This is a genomic window from Streptomyces sp. NPDC127038 (genome assembly GCF_042725875.1).
In the GTDB taxonomy this organism is placed as follows: Bacteria; Actinomycetota; Actinomycetes; order Streptomycetales; family Streptomycetaceae; genus Streptomyces.
In genome coordinates, this window is sequence record NZ_JBHXDQ010000049.1 from 53,211 (window position 1) to 70,318 (window position 17,108).

The 17,108-nt window shown below is 71.8% G+C and carries 15 protein-coding genes and 1 tRNA gene; 9 read left to right on the top strand and 7 right to left on the bottom strand.

The window, feature by feature from the left end; genetic code table 11:
• Positions 1 to 42 precede the first annotated feature (42 nt).
• On the top strand, positions 43 to 198 hold the full coding sequence (locus ACFWI4_RS28555) for a DUF6131 family protein (RefSeq protein WP_387201781.1): 156 nt from the start codon (positions 43 to 45) through the stop codon (positions 196 to 198).
• A gap of 111 nt (positions 199 to 309) precedes the next feature.
• Here the strand turns inward: ACFWI4_RS28555 and gcvH are convergent, their stop codons facing one another.
• Complete coding sequence (gcvH, locus tag ACFWI4_RS28560) at positions 310 to 693, bottom strand: glycine cleavage system protein GcvH (protein WP_387201731.1); 384 nt, start codon at positions 691 to 693, stop codon at positions 310 to 312.
• A 967-nt stretch (positions 694 to 1,660) separates the two neighbouring features.
• On the opposite strand from gcvH, the gene lanKC reads away from it, so the two are divergent.
• The 3 genes from lanKC to ACFWI4_RS28575 all read left to right on the top strand — a co-directional run bounded on the left by lanKC (position 1,661) and on the right by ACFWI4_RS28575 (position 6,501).
• Positions 1,661 to 4,363, top strand: coding sequence for a class III lanthionine synthetase LanKC (lanKC, locus tag ACFWI4_RS28565; protein WP_387201734.1), 2,703 nt, complete (start codon positions 1,661 to 1,663; stop codon positions 4,361 to 4,363).
• A gap of 102 nt (positions 4,364 to 4,465) precedes the next feature.
• Positions 4,466 to 4,603, top strand: a complete 138-nt coding sequence (locus tag ACFWI4_RS28570) for a SapB/AmfS family lanthipeptide (protein WP_107065889.1) — start codon at positions 4,466 to 4,468, stop codon at positions 4,601 to 4,603.
• 137 nt (positions 4,604 to 4,740) lie between these two features.
• Positions 4,741 to 6,501, top strand: coding sequence for an ABC transporter ATP-binding protein (locus ACFWI4_RS28575; protein WP_387201737.1), 1,761 nt, complete (start codon positions 4,741 to 4,743; stop codon positions 6,499 to 6,501).
• On the opposite strand, the gene ACFWI4_RS28580 is transcribed toward ACFWI4_RS28575, so the two are convergent.
• From ACFWI4_RS28580 to ACFWI4_RS28590, 3 genes are all read right to left on the bottom strand, one after another.
• A complete protein-coding gene (locus tag ACFWI4_RS28580) occupies positions 6,488 to 7,180 on the bottom strand; it encodes a hypothetical protein (protein WP_387201740.1) in 693 nt (230 codons plus the stop codon). The genes ACFWI4_RS28575 and ACFWI4_RS28580 overlap by 14 nt on opposite strands.
• Before the next feature lie 38 nt (positions 7,181 to 7,218).
• A complete protein-coding gene (locus tag ACFWI4_RS28585; protein ID WP_387201743.1) occupies positions 7,219 to 8,151 on the bottom strand; it encodes a hypothetical protein in 933 nt (310 codons plus the stop codon).
• A gap of 1 nt (position 8,152) precedes the next feature.
• Positions 8,153 to 8,225: transfer RNA gene (locus ACFWI4_RS28590), tRNA-Pro, on the bottom strand.
• Positions 8,226 to 8,371: 146 nt separating this feature from the next.
• On the opposite strand from ACFWI4_RS28590, the gene ACFWI4_RS28595 reads away from it, so the two are divergent.
• A complete protein-coding gene (locus ACFWI4_RS28595; RefSeq protein ID WP_387201746.1) occupies positions 8,372 to 8,902 on the top strand; it encodes a GNAT family N-acetyltransferase in 531 nt (176 codons plus the stop codon).
• Between the two features lie 31 nt (positions 8,903 to 8,933).
• On the opposite strand, the gene ACFWI4_RS28600 is transcribed toward ACFWI4_RS28595, so the two are convergent.
• Positions 8,934 to 9,812, bottom strand: coding sequence for a hypothetical protein (locus ACFWI4_RS28600; RefSeq protein ID WP_387201749.1), 879 nt, complete (start codon positions 9,810 to 9,812; stop codon positions 8,934 to 8,936).
• Between the two features lie 215 nt (positions 9,813 to 10,027).
• On the opposite strand from ACFWI4_RS28600, the gene ACFWI4_RS28605 reads away from it, so the two are divergent.
• Positions 10,028 to 10,678: a glyoxalase gene (locus tag ACFWI4_RS28605; protein WP_387201752.1), complete on the top strand. Its 651-nt coding sequence runs from the start codon at positions 10,028 to 10,030 to the stop codon at positions 10,676 to 10,678.
• Positions 10,679 to 10,703: 25 nt separating this feature from the next.
• Here ACFWI4_RS28605 and ACFWI4_RS28610 read toward each other — a convergent pair whose 3' ends face one another.
• Positions 10,704 to 11,387, bottom strand: coding sequence for a TetR/AcrR family transcriptional regulator (locus ACFWI4_RS28610; RefSeq protein ID WP_387201755.1), 684 nt, complete (start codon positions 11,385 to 11,387; stop codon positions 10,704 to 10,706).
• Positions 11,388 to 11,490: 103 nt separating this feature from the next.
• Here ACFWI4_RS28610 and ACFWI4_RS28615 point away from each other — a divergent pair, with 103 nt between their 5' ends.
• Together ACFWI4_RS28615 and ACFWI4_RS28620 are read left to right on the top strand one after the other, a co-directional pair.
• A complete protein-coding gene (locus tag ACFWI4_RS28615; RefSeq protein WP_387201758.1) occupies positions 11,491 to 12,879 on the top strand; it encodes a serine hydrolase domain-containing protein in 1,389 nt (462 codons plus the stop codon).
• Positions 12,880 to 13,129: 250 nt separating this feature from the next.
• Positions 13,130 to 13,492, top strand: a complete 363-nt coding sequence (locus ACFWI4_RS28620; RefSeq protein ID WP_387201761.1) for a hypothetical protein — start codon at positions 13,130 to 13,132, stop codon at positions 13,490 to 13,492.
• A 19-nt stretch (positions 13,493 to 13,511) separates the two neighbouring features.
• On the opposite strand, the gene ACFWI4_RS28625 is transcribed toward ACFWI4_RS28620, so the two are convergent.
• The gene (locus ACFWI4_RS28625; protein ID WP_387201764.1) at positions 13,512 to 15,911 is read right to left on the bottom strand and encodes a beta-L-arabinofuranosidase domain-containing protein; all 2,400 of its coding nucleotides are present in this window, start codon (positions 15,909 to 15,911) and stop codon (positions 13,512 to 13,514) included.
• A gap of 332 nt (positions 15,912 to 16,243) precedes the next feature.
• Between ACFWI4_RS28625 and ACFWI4_RS28630 the strand changes: the two genes are divergently transcribed.
• Positions 16,244 to 16,954 carry a DUF4232 domain-containing protein gene (locus ACFWI4_RS28630; protein WP_387201767.1) on the top strand — a complete coding sequence of 237 codons (711 nt, stop codon included), beginning with the start codon at positions 16,244 to 16,246 and terminating at the stop codon, positions 16,952 to 16,954.
• Positions 16,955 to 17,108: the final 154 nt, after the last annotated feature.

The following is a 17,108-nucleotide window of genomic DNA, read 5'->3' on the forward strand; positions in this document are numbered from 1 at the left end:
AAGGGGACGCCCGCGGACGACGTCCCGTCACCGGAGGACGCAATGATCATCCTCGGAGTCATCCTGCTAGTCGTCGGCCTCGTCGCCGGCATCGGAATCCTCTGGACCATCGGGATCATTCTGGTCGCGATCGGCGTCCTGTTGTGGATCCTCGGAGCGGTGGGCCGCGAGGTCGGCGGACGACGGCACTACTACTAGGTCACCACCGGAGGCCGGAACACCCTGGGGCCCGGCAGCGCCGGGCCCCGGCGTGTGCCCGGTCCGCGTCACCGAGTCGCGGACGCGCCACCCGTACGACGCCGACGGCTGTCAGTCGCCGATGAGTTTGGCGTAGTCGGCGGCGGAGAGCAGGTCGCGGCCGGAGGCACCGGCCTTCGGCCTGATCCTGAACAGCCAGCTCCCGTAAGGATCGTCGTTCACCCCCTCGGGCTCGTCGAGGACGTCCTGGTTCACGGCGATCATCTCGCCGCCCACGGGGGCGAAGACGTCGGTGGCGGCCTTGACGGACTCGATGACACCCGCGGCGTCACCGGCCTCGACCCTCTTGCCCATCATGGGCAGATCCACGAACACGACGTCACCGAGCTGCTTCTGCGCATGGTCGGTGATGCCGACCGTCACCGTTCCGTCGGCCTCGAAGCGCGCCCACTCGTGCTCGTCGGTGTACTTGAGGTCGTTCGGAATGATCGACACGGGGAGCTCCTTCGCTACGTTACGTGATCGGCCGATGGCAGATTGCCACGCCTTGAGGCGAGATGACCGTCTCCACGCGCGCCGGTCACCGAAGGATCGATTCACCGCCGACCGGTCCCGCGGCGTCCGGTTCGCGGGGCGCCGCGGCCGGCTCCACAGGGTGAGAGGGGAGGCCTCACCGGGCGACTCGGGCCGGCACGGACAGGTGCTGACGGGTGCCGACGTGCGCGAGCAGAAGCCGACGGGCGCGGACGGGCGCCAATGAACGTGCACACCAGCGCCGATCGGCTTCGCGCGGTCGCCGTCGCAACGTGGCAACCGGGAACGCGGCGACCCGGCGCCTGAGCACGGCCGCGGTTTCCGCGGGGAGGCACCGCGTCCGACGGCTCCCCCAGAGGGCTCGGGTACGGAATCCGACAGCCCGGGACGGTGCCGGTGCACACCTCCAGCCGGTACGACAAATCCAGCGCCCGGGGAGCACGGGCGCGCCCGGGTCATTTTCCCGTGCGCGCCGCACCCGGCATATGCCGTTTCAACCGTGCCCCGAGGGCCCAATCGACCACGCCCGACGGCACGGGGCAGCCGGGGGAAAGTTGCTGGTCACAGCCTTGGAACGACGGAGACGATGCCGACGGCGCCCGCAGCGGCGCAGCGCACCGGTACCGTCCGGTGATCCGGTGTGCGCCTTGGCGCGGTCGAGGATCCGCCGCTTCATCATCGCGCCGGGGCGAATATCTTCGGAAAAGCCTCCTTTAGCGCCGTTGTGGTCGAACTTACGCATTCCCCATACTTCGAGTCGTCGCCGCCCCGCCAGGGACGCCGGCCACCACCCGAGAGGCACGACCCGATCCCGCTCCCCCGGGTCGGCGCAACTCCCCGCTCCCCGCTCCCCGCTCTCCAGGCCGGCCGGATCCCGCTCCTCTTTGCCGTCCCGCCTGCACACGTCCCTGCCCTGAGGAGAAGTCCGATGGACAACCGGTACGAGGCCTACGCCTACGCAGACCCGATCTTCTACGACTCGCCCCGCCGCTGGGGCGCCCAGGAGGAGTTCGCGGCCGTCACCCGGCCGCTGCCCGCCGGATGGGAGCGCGGCGACCTGGAGATCTGGTCCGTGGTCCGCCCCCAGGACGTACAACTGCCCGCACAGGGCTGGAAGATCCACGTGTCCTCCTGCGCCGAGGACGCCGAGGCGGTGCTGGAGCAGGTCCACGACTACTGTCTGCGCGAACACGTCACGTTCAAGTTCCTGCGCGGGCTGCCCATTCTCCAGATGCAGAACTCCAAGTACTCCCCGCGTGGTTCGAGCGGAAAGTTCTGCACGCTCTACCCGGTGGGCGACGCCGAACTGCGGCGGTGTCTGGAGGGCCTCGGCCCGCTGCTCGCCGGCCGCCGGGGCCCGTACATCCTCAGCGATCTGCGCTGGGGCGAAGGACCGCTGTATCTGCGTTACGGGGGCTTCGCCGAGCGTCACTGCCACAACGACGCCGGTCAGCGCGTGCTGGCGCTCGAGGACCCGGACGGCCGACTCGTCCCCGATGTCCGCGGCGCCGGCTTCTCGGTCCCCGACTGGGCGCCCGTGCCCGACTTCGTCCAGCAGGCCATCGCCGAACGCAACGCCCCGCAGGCGCCCGAACTCCCCTACACCGTCGAGCGGGTGCTGCACTTCTCCAACGCCGGCGGTGTCTACCTCGGCCGCAGGGACGCGGACGGTCCCCAGGTGGTGCTCAAGGAGGCGCGCCCTCACGCCGGGCTCGACCAGCGCGGAGTCGACGCCGTCACCCGGCTCCAGCAGGAACACGCCATGATGACCCGTCTGGCCGGCCTGCCCGGTGTCCCCGCCGTGCACGAGCTGCTGACCGTGTGGGAACACCGCTTCCTGGTGCAGGAGTTCGTCGAGGGCCAGTCGCTGAGCGAGTGGCTGACCGCGAAGTACCCGCTCATCCATCCGGACGCCGACGACGCCACGGTCGCCGAGTACACCCGCGAGGCGGTCGCGCTCGTGGACCGGATCGGACGCATCCTGGCGGCCATCCACGAACGCGGGGTCGTCTTCGGGGACCTCCACCCCCGCAACCTCATCATCCGGCCGGACGGCACCCTCTGTCTCATCGACTTCGAACTCGCCTCACCCGTCGACACGTTCGTACGGCCCGCCCTGGGCGCCGCCGGCTTCACCGCACCGGCGGGATACACCGGCCCGGAGATCGATCTGTACGGACTGGCCGCGATCCGCCTGTGGTTGTTCCTCCCGCTGGCCCAACTCCCCACGCTGGACGCGGGCAAGAGCATCGAACTCGCCGACGTGATCGAGCGCCGGTTCCCCGTGCCCGCCGGATACACCGCCGAGATCCGCCGCATGCTGGCCCCCTCCCCCGCGGACGGCCGCACCCCCAGGCCGGAACTCGGTCTGCGCAGGGCCCGGACGCGGGCACTGCTGAGCGGCCCACGGGCCGACTGGCCGGCCATCCGCGACTCGCTCGCGGCCGGGATCCGGGCCATGGCCACCCCCCACCGCGACGACCGGCTCTTCCCGGGCGACATCGCCCAGTTCACCCAGGGCAGCCTGGGCCTGTCCCACGGAGCGGCCGGCGTCCTGTACGCCCTGCACGCCACCGGCGCCGGCACGGACACCGAACACGTCCGGTGGCTCGTCGACGCCGCCCGCGGCCGTCCGCTCCAGCCCGGGCTCTACACCGGCGGCCACGGAGTCGCGTACGTCCTCGATCTCCTCGGGGAACGCCAGGACGCGCTCGACCTGCTGCACCGGCTCAGCCACACGCCCCCGGACACGCCCCCGGGACCGGACCTAGCCTCGGGCCGCGCCGGCATCGCCCTCACCCTGTCGCACTTCGCCACGGCCACCGGCGACCACCACCTGCTGGACGAGGCCGTCACCCACGCACAGGCCGCGGCCGACGAGCTGGAGAAGGAGGGCCCGTCCAGCGGGCGCCGCAAGGCCGGCCTGATGGGCGGAGCGTCCGGCGCCGCCCTGGCCCTGGTCCGCCTCTACGAACGCACCGGCGACCACACGCTCCTCGAACGGGCCCAGACCCTCCTCGAACTCGACCTGGAGCGGTGCGTGACCGCCGCGGACGGGACCGTCCAGGTCCTCGACGAGTACCGGGTGCTCCCCTACATCGAGACCGGCAGCACCGGCATCGGACTGGCCCTGGACGCCCTGCTCGGTCACCATCCCGGCAGTCCGACGGCCCGCTTCCGGACGCCGATCGGTAGGGCCGCGGAACCCGAATTCATCATCCAGCCGGGCCTGTTCAACGGCCGCGCCGGGCTCCTCGGCTACCTCGCCCTCACCCGGCCGCACCCGAGCCCGCCGGGCGACGCGCACGCACCGCGCCCGCGCACCCCGGACGACGCGGAGGCCGCCGCCCACCGCCAGACCGCGCTGGACCGCCACCGCAGGCTCCTCGCCCTCCACCAGATCTCCTACCGGGGCCACCTCGCCTTCCCCGGCGATCAGCTCCTGCGGCTCTCCGCGGACCTGGCGACCGGCTCCGCCGGAGTGCTCCTGGCCCTGGGCACCGCCCTGGCCGGCACCCCCTTCCTCCCCTGGACCGGCGGAACCGGCACCGTGCAGGCGGGCCAGGACGGGCCCGCGGCCGAGGCCGCACGGCACGCGGCCTCCGCCGGCCACCCGGTCGGCCACGCCTGACCGGACCACCACAAGTCGCAACCGCGTCAGCGGAGTTGCGCACCCCATACCCCCGGCCGGCCGGCCGGGTGATCCACCCGTCAGTGACAAAGGAGAACAGCCATGATGATCCTCGACCTCCAGACGATGGACCTGCCCGAGACCGAGGCCACCCCGATCGACGACACCCTCGCGAGCACCAGCTCCCTGAGCGTGCTCAACTGCGGCACCAGCACCGTGAGCACGATCCTCTGCGTCTAGCGGACACCGCCCCCTAGGGGCGACGGAGCACAGCCGGCCGGGCCACCACCAGGGGCCCGGCCGGTCGCCCGTCGGGCCCGTCCCCGCGAAGTCCGCGCCTCCACGCGACGCCCCCTCGCCCACCAGAGAGGTTCCCCGTGGCCGACGAGACCGCCCCCCGCGCCGCCCGCACACCGGGCCCCCTGCGGCTGCGCCGTGAACTCACCACCGAACCGGGCCCGTTGACCGCCGCCCTGCTCCTCGCCCTCGCCGCGACCGCCGCCACCCTGGCGCTGCCCCTCTTCCTCCAGGACGTCATCACCGACTTCTCCCGCCATCGCCCCCTCGGCGAGCACATCGCCCTGATGTGCGGGGCCGCCGCGGCCGGCGCGCTCACCCAGGCCTGTTCCGGCTTCCTGCTGGCCCGCATCGGCGAACGCATGGCGTACAGGCTGCGCATCACCCTGATGGAACACGCGCTGCGGCTGCCGCTTCCCGTCGTCCGGACCCAGGGCACCGGGGAACTCGCCGCGCGGATCACCTCCGACGCCCTGCTGCTCCGTCAGATCGTGGATGTCGCAAGCCAGTTGCCGCTTGCCACCGTGACCGTCGCGGCGACCCTGGGAGTCATGGTGTGGATCGACTGGGTCCTCACCGTGGTCACCCTCGTCTCGCTGACCGCCCTGACGCTCATGGTGATGCTGGTGCTGCGCCGGATGCGGGCCAACGTGACCGGCCAGCAGGACGCCGTCGGACACATCGCCCAGCGCTTCACCGCGAACCTGGAGGCCCTCACCACGATCAAGGCCAACCGGGCCGAGCCGCTGGCCACCCGCGCCCTGGCCGAGGACGCCGAACGGCTGCGCTCCGTCTCCCTGGAAGGCGCCCGGCTCGGCACGCTGATCCCCGCCGTGCTCACGCTCGGCAACCAGCTCGCCATGATCGCCGTGATCCTCACCGGCGGCGCCCGGCTCGCCTCGGGCGACATCACGGCGGCCGCGTTCGCCGCGTTCCTGCTCTATCTCCTCCAGGCCATCCCCTCCGTCAACACCCTGGCCACCGGCCTCGGCCGGCTCCAGTCCGGGCTCGCCGCCCGAGACCGGTGCAACGACCTGCTGCTCCTGCCCCCGGAGAACGACCCGGCCGACGACGGCCGGACCGCCCCGACCCCGCTGCCCGACGCGCCCGCCGTCGCCTTCGACTCCGTCTCCTACACCCACGCCGGAGCCGGCCGGCCCACCCTGCACGGCATCTCCTTCACCACCGCCCGTACCGGGCTCACCGCCGTGGTGGGCGCCTCGGGGGCCGGCAAGACCACCACCCTCTCCCTCATCGACCGGTTCATCCGGCCCTCCTCCGGCACCATCACCGTCCTGGGGCACGACACGCGGAACTGGCCCCTGGACGCCCTGCGCACCCGCATCACGTACGTCGACCAGGCCTTCACGCTCCTGGAGGCCACCGCCCGCGAGAACCTCCAGCTCGGCCGCGCCACCCCCGCCACGGACGCCGAGCTCGCCACCGCCCTCGACGCCGTCGGCCTGACCGAGGACATCGCCCGCCTCCCCCAGGGTCTCGACACCCATCTGGGCCGCGAGACGGATCTGTCGGGCGGCCAGCGGCAGCGCATGGCACTCGCCCGCGCCCTCCTGTCCGACGCCGACATCGTGCTGCTGGACGAACCCACCAGCCAGCTCGACGGCCTCAACGAACAACGCTTCCGGACGATCATCGAAGAGCTGGCGACGACCCGCGCGGTGATCGTCGTCGCCCACCGGCTCACCACTGTGCAGCACGCCGAGCACGTGATCATGCTCGACCAGGGCACCGTCACCGACACCGGCGACCACCCCGCGCTCCTGGAACGCTGCACCCCCTACCAGCGGCTCGTCGCCAGCCAGGCGATCACGGCGTCCTGAGGCGTCGCACGGCGGGCTCGGCCTGGAGCCAGTGGCGGCCGGTGGGCGCCCAGCCCACCAGCCGGCGTGCGCCGCCGTCCGTCGGGCCGCCGTCGGGACCGAACGTGCCGCCCGCGTGGACGAACCGCAGACCCGCCAGGACGGGCGCGAGGCGGGCTCGCGCGTGGCCGGGACATCGCGCCGCGTCCTCCTCGAACTGCGCCAGGGCCGTGCCCTGTTCGTCGGGCGCGGCCAGCGACAGGAAGAACAGGGCCTGCCGCCAGGCGTAGGCCATGTCCTTGATGGTCCTCAGCGGCCGCGGGTTGCCGTGGATCCGCGCGGCGAGCCGGCAGGTGGTGGCGAACGCGCCACGGGCCGGCGCCGTCCAGCCGGACTCCGGACTCACCCCGACAGGTCCTGCCAGGAGGGCGAGGTTGTGGGTGGTGAGGATCTGGGCCTGCTCGATCACCGCGCCGCTCTGGGCGACCGACAGCCACGTCGTCGCGTCGACGCCTGCGCGTTCATGACACAACGCCGCGAACCGCGGGGCGCCATTGCCCTTCCCGCCGTCGGAGACGGACGCGTGGAGGCCGGCGACGGTCGCGTGGTCGATACCGTAGTAGGCCGCGTACAGGGTGCCGTCGAGAAGCTCGGCCGCGACCCGGGCCGCGGCGGGGAACTTGGCGGTGAACGTGCCCATGAAGATGTCGGCCGCGATCTCCTCCGTCCACGGCAGTGTCAGTCCGGCGCTCGTTCTTCCAGCGCGGTCCGGAGGATGAACGCGTTCTCCTTCGGGCGGCGGTGCTTGCCGCAGCGGGTGTGCTCGGCGGCCAGTGCGCGGTAGCGCTCCAGCAGGGCGGCCGCGTGCTCCGTCCAGTCCGGCTCGGCGGTCCCCGCCAGGACGCGGCCGTCGCGTACGGTCTTCAGCCAGTGGTCGAGCAGGTCGTCGGCGAAGGGGTTCCAGACGGTCAGCGCCTCGTTCATCGCCTCGACGCCGCTGTGCGGGCGCCGCTGCCGCAGCCGGCCGCGCACCTCTTCGACCGTCCAGCGGAACACGACGGTGCTGTCGGACTCCGGGGGCGCGGCGGGAACCGGCCGCGGCACGAACCGCAGTCGGTCGGCGAACGGCTCCAGGACGTCGAGGAGTTCCAGTGCGGTCGCGGTCTCCCCGTGGTCGGCGAGCCAGGCGACGGTGAGCAGGGCGGCCTCTTCGGGCAGGTCGACGGCGTAACGGCCCGATTCCAGCAGGTCCGTGAGTCCGGCGAGGCCCGGCGTGGTCAGGGCGTGGGCGAACAGGGCCCGCCGCTCGGCCGGCAGACCGGCCCGTTCCGCGGCGTCGGACTCGTGCGCGAGCAGCGGGCCACTCGCGGCCGGTGTGCCGGTGGCGAAGCCGCCACGGACCACCTGCGGGGTGACCCAGGCGGGCAGGCCGGTCACGGGAGTGCGCGACCCGACGGTCAGCGTGCCGTCGGCCATGCCGGCCAGGACCTTCCGCCAGCGGTCCACGCGCCGCTCGGCGCGGGTGCGCACCCGCCGGTCGTGGTGGGTCAGGGCCGTGGTGAAGGCCCGGGCCAACTCGCCCAGGGGGTAGGCGTGGTGAATCTCCGCCGGTCCCCGACCGGGCGTGGTCGGGTCATGGCCGTCGTCGCGGCCGGAGTCGTTCGTGTCCATGCCGACGTGGCGGGCTCCGCCCCCGCGCCCTCCGGGTCCCGAGCCCGGTGCTCTCCTGACTGAGCTACACGCCGCTGCGCCCCGCGAGCCTACGGGCTGGGTACCGTGCCTGGCCATCGACTTCCTGGGGGCGACCCGGGCGGGGCGGAAGCAGGGGGAACGGACCTGGGACTGCGGGACCGGGCGGGGGCCGCCGAGTGCCGCCTCGTACGCTGTGATCATGTCGAATCGTGATCACACGCACCTGCGCCCCGTCGCCGAGAAGGACCTCGACCAGCTCGAACGCCTTCATGAGGACCCTGCGGAAGCCGGGGACCACGGCTTCTTCGGCTTCCGCAATCCCGGACGACTTCGGCAGCAGTGGGCCGACGGATTCCTGTCGGCGCAGGGCGGCAGACTGGTGATCGCCGGAGACGACGACCGGTTCGTGGGCGAGGTGCAGTGGCACGAGGTGATGCAGGGGCCGGCGTCCCCGTGCTGGAACATCGGCATCTCCCTGCTCACCGTCGAACGCGGCAAGGGCTACGGGAAGCAGGCGCAGCGTCAGCTCGCCGCCTATCTGTTCGACCACACCAAGGTCAACCGGGTCGAGGCGGGCACGGAGCTGTCGAACGTCGCCGAGCAGCGCGCTCTGGAGGGAGCGGGCTTCACCCGCGAAGGCGTCCTGCGCGGGGCCTGCTTCCGGGCCGGCGCGTGGCGCGACATGGTCATGTACTCGATGCTGCGGTCGGACGTCGCATCGCGGACCTGACCCGCGGGCGGAGCGCGTGCCGCCGGGGCGGTCAGCTCCAGCTCGGCGAGGCGGAGCCGGGCTGCCGATAGGGCACGGGCCTGCCGGTGAACGCGTCCAGAAGGATCCGCCGGCCGAACGGGCCGCGCAGCTTCACGGTCACTTTCTCGGTGCGCAGTTCGGACGTGCACGGGCCGTCGGAGACGCCCCGGATCGAGGCCGAGAGCACCACGCTGTCCTGGGTCTCGAGCACGTCGACGGCGGGGCCGTCGTCGCAGGCGCCGTGGTCGGCACGCACGGTGAGCGTCCGGCCGTTCCCGGCGACCGCCTCGAAACCGCCGAGCGGTCCCAGTGCGGCGGTCTGCTTCCGGACGGGCCCGATCGGAGGCCGGGGGAGTTTTCCGGGGGTGACCGCGACGCGCTTGAGGGGGGTGTCGTATCCCTTGATCGTGAAGAGCCAGGCAGGCACGGTGGCGGTCCCTCGGCTGGTCAGCAGGGTCATCGTGCCGAGCCGGGCCCCGGTGACACGGAGGGACGGGCCGGAGTTCCCGCCGCGCGCGAGCTCGTCGTACGCGCTTCGCGCGGTGGTGAGAGGGAGGGTGAGCGAGCGGCCGTCGCTCCACCGGACCTCTCCCTCGGGCTTCGTCGTGCCGGGAAGGGGGGCCTCCAGGCGGAAGTTCCCGGTGATGTACGCGTGTTTGTCGTTGTCGTCGTGGAACGCCTTGTCGGGCAGCTGAACGGCGTCGCCGAGCGGGTAGTAGCCCTGCCGCCAGACGCGTGCCGCCTCGGAGCCCGTCCAGGCGGCGGCGACCTCGCGGGCGCGCTCGGTGCCGACGACGGCCCTGTCGCCGCCGGGTGTCGCCGCGTCCCCGCAACCGAGGGTCGAGGCCGCGGCGAGGCCGGTGACGACGAGCAGTTTGACGGATCGCATGATGCCCCCTGGACACGGACGGTGGGACGGCGTCGAACGCGCCGGCCTACCGGTGACGCCCGGGGCGTGCCCGACGTTCAGTGCGCGCGTGAAGAGTTCGGCTCCCCGGGCAGCGGGAATCCGGTCGCGCCGGTACGCGAGCCACCGGTCGGACGGCAGCCATCGAGCAGGATCGAAGAAGCCATCGGCACCGCCCCGCGACTAGCGTGAAGGACATGACTTCCATCGCAGCCATCACCCTCGAAGTGGACGACCGGGCCGCCGCCGACCAGTTCTACGCGACCGCGTTCGGCCTCGGCTCCCAGCTCCGCCTGCGCGCCGCCGAAGGGCCCACGGCGGGCTTCCGCGGCTTCTCGCTCGCGCTCACCGTCTCCCAGCCGGCCGACGTCGTGCGCCTCGTCGACGGCGCGCTCGCGGCCGGCGCCGTCTCGCTGAAGCCCGTGGCGAAGTCCTTCTGGGGCTACGGCGGTGTCGTGCAGGCCCCCGACGGAGCGATCTGGAAGGTCGCGACCTCCGCGAAGAAGGACACCGGCCCGGCCACCGGCACCATCGACGAGAAGGTGCTCCTGCTCGGCGTCGAGGACGTGAAGGCGACCAAGCGGTTCTACGTCGAGCAGGGGCTGACCGTCGCGAAGAGCTTCGGCGGCAAGTACGCGGAGTTCACGGCGGACTCCCCGGACCAGTTCAAGCTCGCGCTGTACAAGCGCGCCGCGCTGGCCAAGGAGGTCGGGGTCGCCGACGACGGCAGCGGCTCGCACAGGATCGCCCTCACCAGCAGCGCCGCCACGGCGTTCACCGACCTCGACGGCTACTCCTGGGAAGCCTCCTCCCTCGCCTCCGCGCGCCCCGCCTCGGACCAGGGCTGACCTCGGTCGGCCCCGGGCCGGTGCGTCAGGCCCCGCCGGCCGCCAGCCGGGCCTCGAACCCGTCGAGGACGGACCGCAGGCCGAACGCGAAGCTGTCGTCGGGGGCGCCGGCGTACTCCGTGGCGGCCGTGGTGCCGAGACGTTCCCGCAGACGCGGGAACTGCCGGGCGGTCTCGGTGGCGGACGCCATCGCGTCGGCCATCGCCTGCTCGGCGCCTTCGCCGCTCCTGCTCAGCCGGCGGTTCAGCGACACCTGCGCGGCGGGGCCGAGGGTGCTGCCGAGCACGAACGCGAGGGTGGTCGCGGCCGCCCGGTCCGCGTCCGCGGGGGCGAAGCCGGCCTTCTCGTAGACGGCGAGGCCGAAGTCGTTGTGCCGGGCCTGTCCGGGCCCGTACAGCAGATGGCTGCCGAACGCCTGGACCAGCCAGGGGTGCCGGGTGAGCATCGCGTACACACCGGTGGCGTGGGCGGTGGCCGCCGTGCGCCAGTCGCCGGTGTCGAGAGCGGGCAGCTCGACCTCGTCCCAGACCGCGTCGCTGGCGAGCCGGACCAGGTCGTCCTTGTTCTTGATGTGCCAGTAGACGGCCGTGGCGGCCGAGCCGAGCCGTTGCGCGAGGCTGCGCATGTTCAGGCCGTCGAGCCCCTCGTCGTCGAGCAGTTCGATGGCGGCACGGACGATCCGGTCGGCGGTCAGCGTGTCTCGTGGCATGACCGCCACCTTACTTGAACTTAGTTCATGGAACGTCTTGCACTTTGTTCAAGCGGCTTCTACGCTCCTTCTCGTACTTAGTTCAAGAAGCCGAGGGGGAGTCATGCCGCAGGACAAGTTGCAGGACGAGCTGTCCGAGTTCGTCTCGTCGCGGGCCGACGAGCTCGGCGTGCCCGGCGTCGCCGTCGGCGTGCTGATGAACGGCGAGGAGACGTACGCCTCGCACGGTGTGACCAGCCTCGCCAACCCGCTGCCGGTGGACCGGGACACCCTCTTCCCGCTGGCCTCGGTCTCCAAGACCTTCACGGCGACCGCGCTGATGCGTCTGGTGGCGCAGGGGAAGGTGGAACTGGACGCGCCCGTACGGCGGTACGTGCCCGAACTGCGGCTCGCCGACGAGCGGGCCGCGGCCGAGGTCACCGTCCTGAACCTGCTGAACCACACCGCGGGCCTGGAATGGAACCTGATCGACGACGGCCTCGGCGACCGCTCACTGGCCGGACTGGTGGCGAGGCTCCCCCAACTCCCGCTGATCGCACCGCCCGGAACCCGCGCCTCGTACAGCCAGGCCGGCTACAACCTGGCGGGCCGGATCGTCGAGAAGGTCACGGGCCTGCCGTTCGAGCAGGCGATGCGCGAGCTCGTACTGGAGCCCGTGGGCCTGACGGACACCGTGTACGGGCTGGCCGAGGCGATGGTCCGCAAGTTCGCCGTCGGCTACAACCGCGCCGAGGACGGCGAACTGCGCGTCGCCCGGCCCTGGAACGCGTTCAAGGAGGGTGCCCGCGCCGACCATCCCGGCGGCGGCCTCGCCTCCTCGGTGAGCGACCTGCTGCGCTGGGCCCGGTTCCAGCTCGGTGACGGCGACGGCCTGCTGCCCGCCGCCCAACTGCACCGTATGCGCGAGCGGACCGTCGCCCTGCGCGGCAGCACCCTCGGCGACGGTTTCGGGATCTGCTGGTTCCTCCACGACCTCGACGGCCTCCGCGGGATCGGCCACGGCGGTTCGGGCAACGGCCAGTTCGCCGAACTGCTCATCGTGCCCGAGCGCGAGTTCGCGGTGGTCTCCCTGGCCAACCTCGGTCCGGACGGCCACCCCTTCAACCAGTCCCTGGTGCGGTGGACGCTCGAGCACTGCCTCGGCGTCACGGAGAAGCAGGCCCGGCCGCTGCCGTACGACGAGGCGAGGGCCCGTCAGGTCGTCGGCCGCTACGAGATCGACGCCATGAACCTCGACATCGCCTCCGACGGGGCCCGACTCACGCTGGCGGTCGGGATCAAGCCGGAGATCCGCGCGGCCTCCGACGAGGAGATGCCGCCGGACCACCCGGCCGCCGGCATCGGCTTCCTCCCCGGCGACGGCGACGAGTACATCGTCACCGAGGGCGGTCTCCAGGGCCAGCGAGGCTGGTTCACCCGCGACACCGACGGGACGGTCACGGGCGTCGACATCGCGGGGCGCCTCTTCAACCGGGCCGGGCGGGCGTCCTGATCCGCCGCGCAAGGGGGCCGTCGAGTGGGGCCGTCGAACGGCGGCCTCCGAACGGCGGCCCCTCGGTGGCGCATCCGGCCGCTCCACCGTTTGCGCCTGGGTCGCGGCGGCGTTTCCATGGAAGAAACGGGGATTCGTCCCCGGGACACCCACTCAAGTTCCTTGATCCGCTACCAAGTTGACGCATCAAAATTCACGACGCGAAATCAAAGCTTCAAAGAACCGAGCCGAACTCAAGGTGGCGATCGCCGTGGTCGTACGTGACGTATCCGGGACATGGAGCTTCCAGCAGGACAACGGGTTCATCGTGAAGATGAGGGACATCGAACAAGGGCAGGCCTCGGAGCAGGGTGTCGCCACGCTGAAGGGGGACGCGACGACGACGGGCCTGGACGGCGCGGTGACCGGCTTCGTCGACAGTCAGAGCATCACGTTCACCATCGACTGGGACCGCAGCGGCCCGGGACAGGGCGGGCGGTACCGCGGCAACTTCTCGGTGGTCGCCCTGGACGGGTCCTCCGTTCTGTCGGGCTCCACCTTCGACCTCGACCATGGCGGCAAGGGCAGCACCGCCACCTGGCAGAGCTTCGGGCACACGTTCCAGACCGTTTAGTGCCCTCAGGCCCAGCCGGTCACAGGAAGCGCCACAGGTGGTCGGCCGTGCCGTTGTCGTCGTACTGGACCACCTGGGCGCTGTTGGCGGTGGACATCCCGTCGACGCCCAGAACCTTTCCGCTGTTCTTGTTGCGGATGCGGTACCAGCCGTCGCCGTTGTCGACCAGCGCCCACAGGTGATCGTCCGTGCCGTTGTCCTCGAACTGCACGACGATCGCGCTGTTTTCCGTGGACATGCGGTCGACGCCGAGCACCTTGCCGCTGTTCCCGTTGCGGATCAGCTGCCAGCCGTTCCCCCGGTCGACGAGCTGCCAGGCGTGGTCGCCCGTTCCCGTGTTGTCGAACTGCACCACGCGCGCGCTGTTCTCGGTCGACATTCCGTCGACGGCCAGGACCTTGCCGCTGTTCTTGTTGGCGAGTCTGCGGAACGGTGGTTCCGGCGTCCACTGCCGGCCGTCCGGAGCGGCCGTCGGGAAGGACGTGACGCGGAGCCGGGCGGCTCCCATCGGGACGAGGGTGACCGTCTCGACCGGCGCGTCACTGCGGGCGGGAGAGTCCTGCAAGGGGGCGACGACGTGTTCGTCGTCCGCGACCCACTCCTGGATCCTGCGCGCCTGCGCCGTGATCGACACGGGCGTGGTGGCGAGGGTGAACGGCTGGTCGGGGACGGCGGAACCGGTCCGTGCCGGGCTCAGTGAAGTCCCGGGCACGAGGCCGTAGTTCCATCCGGCGGTGGCGTGCACCTCGTACGCGGGGAAGGCGTCGTCCCCCGCGTAGCGGTCGTAGCGTTCCCCGATCCTCAACGAGTAGGTGAGGGGCCCCTGCTCGACGCTGACCGCGCCCTGCGGGCCGGGCCAGGAGCGCAGCCGTGCCTGCTGGGGCAACCGCAGCCGGACCACGTCGCCGTCGTGCCATGTGCGGTCGACGCGCGCCCAGGACGGACCGTCCGAGGCCGCGAACGCGGCTCCGTTGACGAGCAGTTGGGGACCGGTGCACCAGCCGGGCACCCGCAGCCGCAGCGGGAAGCGCACCGGCCGGGGCGTGGAGACGGTGAACGTGACCGTGTCCTGGAAGGGGTAACCGGTCTCCTCGGTGACGGTCACGGTCGTTCCGCCGGCGACGGCGGCCCTGACCTGGCTCGGCGCGTAGAGCGCTGCGACCAGGCCCGCGTCGGCGTCGGTGAGCCAGAGCTCCTCGGTGAAGTAGGGCCACCCCATGCCGTAGTTGTGGGGGCAGCAGCGGTACTGGTCGACGCCCGCCTGGAAGGACTGCATCGCGAAGCCGTTCTGGAACTGGCCCTGCGTCTTGGGGTGGTCGTCGAGGTCGACGCTGTTGGCGCTGGTGATGTAGTGGACGGACTTGCCCTCGGGGTCGAGGGAGGCGGGGAGCATGTTGAACGCCAGGTCCTCGCAGCGGTCGGCCCACACCGGGTCGCCGGTGACGCGGGTCAGCAGCTCGTGGCTGGCCATGAACTCGACGATGCCGCAGGTCTCGAAACCCTGCCGGGGGTCCGCGAATCCGGGGCGGTAGTTCTCGTCACCGGCCAGCCCGCCGCCGGGGAAGCGCCCGTAGGTGCCCATCACCGCGTCGTAGGCGCGGTACGTGGCCTGCGTGAGGTCGGCGGATCCGGTCAACTGCCCGTACTGGGCGGGTTCGCGGAAGCCCTGGGCGATGTTCACGTTGTGCCGGCTCGGGGTGGCTCCGGTCCAGTCGGCCCCGTAGCGGTGCATCTTGGCCGCGAGGTCCAGCAGGAAGGCCTCGCCGGTGCGCCGGTACAGCCAGACGGCGACGTCGAGTCCGTCGCCCCAACGGTAGGACACCCAGCTGGTGTTGAACGCTCCGGGACCCTGGCTGTTCATATAGCGCAGGAAGCGGACGAGGAACGGCACGATCCGCTGGTCGTGGGTGTATTCCTCCTGCGTCCGCAGCGCCTGGAGCAGGGGCAGGAAGGGCCAGAAGTCCGGTCCGCCGTTGAGCGCCGTGCGTAACCCGCGCGGCCCGAAGAAGCCATCGCTCTGCTGGGTCGCGAGGATCCCGTCGACCCAGGCGCCCGACCGTGCCAGCGCGTGCGCGTCACCCGTGGCGATCGCCAGCGGGATGTAGCCGCGCAGCCAGTAGGGCACCTCCTCCCAGGCGTCGTGCTCGGGATGCACCCAGCCGGTCGCCGAGAAGTCGAGGAAGTGCGAGAGGTTCTCGTACGTGCCGCACAGTCCGGCGAGCTGGAGCCGGAGCTGCCCGGCGAGCCAGCCGCGGGCGGTCACGCTTCCGGGCGGCAGCTTCTGGAACGCGTCGGCCGGCACCCCCGCGGCCGCCGGCCGGGGCTGCGCGGCCGCCGTCCCCGTGAACGTGCCCCCGAGTGCCGCGGCGCCCAGCGCGCCGGAGCCCAGGGCCAGGATTCTCCGTCTGCTCACCGACATGGAGGTGACCTGCCTTCCCGCGTCTTCTACAACGTTGGAAAAATAGTGCCGCGGACATGACAGCACGACGGGGTCCGGCTGTCCATAACGCGAACCACGGCATCCGGGCGCGCCGGACGCCGGCCGAAGGCGCCGCACCACTGCCGGGAACCGTGTGAACACCGGTGCGCCTGAGCCCGGTTGCCTTGTTACCGAATGCGGACAAAGCAGAGTGAACAATGCTCGTCCGGGCGTCATCTCATGGGGTGTAGCGAAACAGCCGATGCGGCCGGTCACCCTGCGAGAGCGAGGGAGGGTGCCGCGTCCCGGCAGACCATGGGGGAGCTTTCATCATGACCACGTACCGTGCCCGACGTACCGCCCGTACCGCCGCCCTGGCCACCGTCACCGCCGCTCTGGCGCTGGGACTGACCGCCTGCGGCGGCGCCGACGGCGGCTCGAAGGCGGCGGGTCCCGACCACACCGCGGGGACCGCCCTCGGTCGGCCCGCCTCGGCCGGGGACGCCAAGGGCGGCGCGGCGAAGGCCGTCAGCGGTGGAGACACCAAGCAGGGGGCGCCCTCGGCGAACGCGGCGGGCGGGGCGCAGGAGATCACGAGCAAGAGCGCGACGGCCGGCACCCAGCCGTGCCACGGAGACGGGATGCTGGTCACCGCCGTGCACCGGTTCGCCGGCCAGCAGGGCGACCACCTGCTGCTCACCGCGGTGAACGAGGGCAGCAAGCCCTGCTGGGTGACCTCCTTCCCGGCCGTGGTGCTCGACTGGAACAAGGCCGACGTCGCACTCCCGCACTCCAAGAAGGACGCCCCGGGCGGCGACAAGCGCATAACGCTCCAGCCCGGAGCCAAGGTCTACAGCGCGGTGAACCTCTTCGACTACGGCTCCAAGAACCACACGGCGCAGTCGCTCGCCTTCGCGCTGCGCGGCGAGGACGGTCGCCCCGGCCCCTTCTACTCCGTCGTCGGCAAGGGACAGAACCAGAAGTTCACCTGGACCGAGGCCGACGTGCTGAACTGGAACACCAGGAAGCCGTACGACTTCTGACGGTCCGCCGGCCGATGGGACCGGCCGGCCGCCGGGGATGACGGACGTCGAGGCGCTCGCGCGGCGAGGTGAAGCCCACCTCGCGCTCGGGCGGTTCGCCGACCATGCCCCCCACGACGGCCCGCCGTGCCGTGTCCCGGGGTCGAGCCGGGAC